The sequence below is a fragment of the Shigella sp. FC1567 genome, from assembly GCF_001743015.1.
In the GTDB taxonomy this organism is placed as follows: Bacteria; Pseudomonadota; Gammaproteobacteria; order Enterobacterales; family Enterobacteriaceae; genus Escherichia; species Escherichia coli.
This window is the reverse complement of the sequence record NZ_MIIV01000141.1, coordinates 1-5,142: the sequence shown is the minus strand read 5'-3', so window position 1 is coordinate 5,142 and position 5,142 is coordinate 1. Positions and strand designations below refer to the sequence as shown.

Annotated in this window: 4 protein-coding genes and 1 pseudogene; all 5 read right to left on the bottom strand. The window is 54.2% G+C overall.

The window, feature by feature from the left end:
* On the bottom strand, positions 1-165 hold a 165-nt coding region (locus tag BHE85_RS10325; protein WP_047664789.1), incomplete at its 3' end, for an IS1 family transposase.
* A 349-nt stretch (positions 166-514) separates the two neighbouring features.
* Positions 515-1,249 (bottom strand): phosphoadenosine phosphosulfate reductase, encoded by a 735-nt coding sequence (gene cysH, locus BHE85_RS10315; protein ID WP_000039851.1) that lies wholly within the window; start codon positions 1,247-1,249, stop codon positions 515-517.
* Positions 1,250-1,323: 74 nt separating this feature from the next.
* Positions 1,324-3,036, bottom strand: a complete 1,713-nt coding sequence (gene cysI, locus BHE85_RS10310; protein WP_001290680.1) for an assimilatory sulfite reductase (NADPH) hemoprotein subunit — start codon at positions 3,034-3,036, stop codon at positions 1,324-1,326.
* Positions 3,036-4,834 (bottom strand): annotated as a pseudogene (gene cysJ / locus BHE85_RS10305) (NADPH-dependent assimilatory sulfite reductase flavoprotein subunit). Before cysJ ends, cysI begins: the two are co-directional and overlap by 1 nt.
* 73 nt (positions 4,835-4,907) lie before the next feature.
* Positions 4,908-5,142 (bottom strand): integrase core domain-containing protein (locus BHE85_RS10300; protein ID WP_146627965.1); only part of this gene is annotated, 235 nt, incomplete at its 5' end.

Here is a 5,142-nt window from a genome sequence, read left to right as displayed (position 1 = left end):
TTTCTGGTGCGTACCGGGCTGAGAGGCGGTGTAAGTGAACTGTAGTTGCCATGTTTTACGGCAATGAGAGCAGAGATAGCGCTGATGTCCGGCAGTGCTTTTGCCGTTACGCACCACGCCTTCAGTAGCGGAGCAGGAAGGACATCTGATGGAAATGGAAGCCACGCAAGCACCTTAAAATCACCATCATACACTAAATCAGTAAGTTGGCAGCATTATCGATTGCCACAAGGGCATATTTTGTCAGCATGTCTTGCCTCCCTGCAAAGAAGAGACTAACATTCGAATTGTTTGGGTTCGAACGCTGGCCTCAGGTTGATAGAAATATCGCCTGGGGCTTTTGTCCATCTGGAACCTCGCGAATGCTTAACGCCAGACAGCCTCAAGCACCCGACGCCATTCTATACCTGATAATTCTTCCAGCGGCGTTCACGTTTAAAATCAGGAATACTGCTCGCAAAATAAAAACGCCCCCATCATTTCTGACAGAGGCGTTTAATTTATCCGGCAATATTTACCCTTCGTGCAATCCACATTCCCTTTTTAAGCCAAAGAAACGTGTTTCTTCTTCCGACATGCCAGGTTCCCATTTACGGGTTGTATGGGTATCACCGACCGATAAATATCCTTCATCCCATAATGGGTGATATTTCAGGCCATGTTTTTGCAGGTACTGATAAATAGTTCGGTTATCCCAGTCGATAATCGGCAGCACTTTAAATACGCCACGCTGAATTGCCAGCACCGGTAAATTGGCGCGACTGCCGGATTGTTCACGGCGCAGGCCAGCAAACCAGGTTTGCGCGTTAAGTTCTTTCAGAGCCCGGTTCATCGGTTCGACTTTGTTGATGTCATTGTACTTTTCAATGCCTTCAACGCCCTGCTCCCACAGTTTTCCGTAGCGTGCTTCCTGCCAGGCTGCGCTTTCGGTAGCACGGTACACTTTCAGGTTGAGCTTGAGTTTGTCCGTTAACTCGTCAATAAAGCGGTAGGTTTCCGGGAACAAGTAACCCGTATCGGTGAGGATCACCGGAATATCCGGGCGAATTTGATTCACCAGATGCAGGCTCACCGCCGCCTGAATGCCAAAGCTGGAAGAAAGTACATATTCACCGGGCAGATTATCCAGCGCCCAGGCTACGCGGCCTTCAGCGTCCAGTTTTTCCAGTTCGGCGTTAGTTTCCGCCAGCGCCAGAATGCGATCTACCTTCGGCAGTTCGTTCAGGGCGTTTAGATCGAGTTTGGACATAGATTCCTCACTGTTTGCCTTGCCTGATGCGACGCTCACGCGTTCTTATCAGGCCTACAAGACCGGGCTGATGGTTAATCCCACAAATCGCGCGCCGGATCGAGCACCGGGCGAATGATGCCCGCACGCACCGTAAAGTCGCCGAAGCCTTCACCCGCTTCGCGCTCTTTCGCCCAGCGCCCTATCAGTTCATCAAGCGACGCCAGGATTTCCGGCTCGGTGATGTTTTCTTTATACATCCGTGGGATACGTGTCCCAATGCGGTTGCCGCCAAGATGCAGGTTGTAGCGACCCGGCGCTTTACCCACCAGGCCCACTTCCGCCAGCATCGCGCGACCACAACCGTTCGGGCAGCCTGTTACACGCATCACGATATGCTCATCGCTGACACCATGTTTCGCCATTAAATTATCGATGTTGTCGATAAAAGACGGCAGGAAACGCTCTGCTTCCGCCATCGCCAGCGGGCAAGTCGGGAATGACACGCAGGCCATCGAGTTTTCACGCTGCGGCGTGACGGCATTCATTAACCCGCTCTCTTTGGCGATCTTCTCGATCTTCGCTTTCTCGCTTTCCGGTACACCGGCGATGATCAGATTCTGGTTCGCCGTAATGCGGAAATCGCCTTTGTGGATCTTCGCGATCTCCAGCAGGCCGGTTTTCAGCGGACGCCCCGGATAATCAAGGATGCGACCATTTTCGATAAACAGCGTCAGGTGCCAGTTATCATCAATGCCCTTAACCCAGCCAATACGATCGCCTCGTCCGGTGAACTCATATGGACGGATCGGTTCAAATTTGATCCCCGCGCGACGCTCCACTTCCGCTTTAAACGTCTCAACCCCCACGCGCTCCAGCGTGTATTTGGTTTTGGCATTTTTACGATCGGTTCGGTTACCCCAGTCACGCTGAGTTGTCACGACAGCTTCGGCCACCGCCAGCGTATGCTCCAGCGGCAGATAGCCAAACTCGCTCGCCGTGCGGGCGTAGGTTTTCTTGTTGCCGTGTTCGATAGAAAGCCCACCGCCCACCAGCAGGTTGAAGCCTACCAGCTTGCCGTTTTCGGCGATTGCCACGAAGTTCATGTCGTTGGCATGCAGATCGATATCGTTCTGCGGCGGGATCACTACCGTGGTTTTGAACTTACGCGGCAGGTAGGTCTGACCAAGGATCGGTTCTTCATCAGTAGTGGCGACTTTTTCCTGGTCGAGCCAGATCTCCGCATACGCGCGGGTACGAGGCAACAGATGCTCAGAAATCTTCTTCGCCCACTCGTACGCTTCCGCGTGCAGCTGCGACTCGTAAGGGTTCGAGGTGCAGAGTACGTTACGGTTCATGTCGTTAGCTGTCGCCAGCGCATCAAGACCGACCGAGTGCAGCATCTGGTGCACCGGTTTGACGTTCTTTTTCAGAATGCCGTGGAACTGGAATGTCTGGCGGTTGGTCAGGCGAATGCTGCCATAGATGGTGTTTTCACCGGCAAATTTGTCGATCGCCTGCCACTGTTTAGTGGTAATCACCCCACCCGGCAGACGACAGCGAAGCAGCATCGCGTGGTGCGGCTCCAGCTTCTGTTCAGCACGTTCGGCGCGGATGTCGCGGTCATCCTGCTGATACATGCCGTGGAAGCGGATCAGCAGGAAGTTGTCGCCCTTAAAGCCGCCGGTCAGACCGTCGTTTAAATCTTCCGCAATGGTGCCGCGCAGGTAGTTGCTTTCAAGCTTCATGCGCTCGGCGTCTGTCAGTTTTCCTTCGACCACTAAAGGCCCTGGATGTTTTTCGCTCATTAGTAGACATCTCGCTGATAACGGCGCTCTACGCGCAGCTCACTTAAAAATTCATCCGCCGCTTCGATGTCCATGCCACCAAATTCGGCAATCACTTCCAGAAGTGCCTGCTCAACGTCTTTCGCCATGCGATTAGCGTCGCCGCAGACATAAATGTGGGCACCATCATTGATCCAGCGCCACAGCTCCGCGCCCTGTTCGCGCAGTTTGTCTTGTACGTAAACTTTTTCTTTTTGTCGCGCGACCAGGCAAGATCGATACGTGTCAGCACGCCATCTTTGACGTAGCGCTGCCACTCCACCTGGTACAGGAAGTCTTCCGTAAAGTGCGGATTACCAAAGAACAGCCAGTTTTTACCTGGCGCTTCGTCGGCGGCGCGTTGCTGCATAAAGGCGCGGAACGGCGCAATACCGGTGCCTGGGCCAATCATAATCACCGGGGTTTCCGGGTTAGCGGGCAGGCGAAAGTTATCGTTATGTTCGATAAATACGCGGACTTCGCCCTCTTCTTCCACGCGATCCGCGAGGAAGCTGGAGGCACCACCGGCACGGGCTCGGCCTTCCACGTCGTAACGCACCACACCAACGGTGACGTGTACTTCGTTCTCGACTTCCGCCTGCGAGGAGGCGATGGAATACAGGCGCGGGGTCAGCGGGCGCAGCAGATTAATCAGCGCTTCGGCATCCAGTTGCGCCGGAGAGAAACGCACCATGTCGACAATCGGCGTCGTCGCGGCGTAATGCTGTAACTTCGCTTTATCGCCCACCAGCGGCAGCAGTGTTTCGCTGCGGGTAAGCGTGGCGTAATTCTCAACAATGTTGGCGGTGTTGACGGTCAGTTCGAAGTGCCACTGTAGCGCTTCGTTCAGAGGCAACGTTTTGCCCTCGACGGTGACAGGTTCATCGCCTTTCAGCCACAGCAGTTCGACAAGTTCTTTCACCAGTGCCGGATCGTTCTGATACCAGACGCCCAGCGCGTCACCCGGCTGGTAACGCAGGCCCGAGTCACCTAAGTCAATTTCGATATGGCGAACGTCTTTTTCAGAGTTACGCCCGGTAATTTTCTGGTTAACAGAGAGGCTAGCCACCAGCGGCGCGTCTTTGCTGTACGGGCTGGTGTGGATTTCATTTACCGCGCCAGTAGCGACGGATTGCGAAGGTGCCGCGACAGGCGCACGCGATTTAAGCGCATCAACCACGCGGGCGCGCCACTCGCTGGCAGCAGCCTGGTATTCAACATCGGCATCGACACGGTCGAGCAGGCGTTCACCACCCAGTTCCGCCAGCTTGCTGTCGAAATCTTTCCCGGACTGGCAGAAAAATTCATAAGAGCTATCGCCGAGGCTAAACACGGCAAACGCGGTGTTTTCCAGCTTTGGCGCTTTTTTGGAGAACAGGAACTTATGCAGCGCGACGGCTTCTTCCGGCGGTTCCCCTTCCCCTTGCGTTGACGTCACTACGATGAGCAGTTTTTCGCTGGCGATTTGTTTGAATTTATAGTCGCCCGCGTTCACCAGCTTAACGTTCAGTTTTGCTGCTAATAAATCATCGCGTAATGCTTCAGCAACCCGGCGCGCATTGCCGGTTTGCGAGGCGGAGATAATAGTTATACCCGGCATTTCTGCGGCTGGCGCTGGCGTCGCTGCAAGCGCAGCAGGCTGCTGATTGAGTACGCCCCAGAAATAGCCAGAAACCCAGGCAAGCTGGGTAGGCGTTAAATCGGTCGTGGCCGCCTGAAGGCGTGCCAGTTGCTCCGGGTTCAACGGAAGCAACGCGGAAGGTGGGACCTGTGTCGTCATGCGTCGTTATGTTCCAGTAAGCAAAGCTGTTTCTGCGCCCTGTCAGCGCCCATAAAACAGAAGAGTGAAGTGGTCAACAAAAACTGGCCACCGAGTTAGAGTTTTTCCAGTATCGATTTTCCGATTCGTTTGGGGGTAACCCACCGTTATATTCGTGCGGTCTTAGTGCGCTGTAATATCCAACGATATAGTCCGTTATGGCGTGAGCTGCCTCGCTGAAGCTTACGTAACCCACCACCGGCATCCATTCGTTCTTCAGACTCCTGAAGAAGCGTTCCATTGGGCTGTTATCCCAGCAGTTTCCGCGC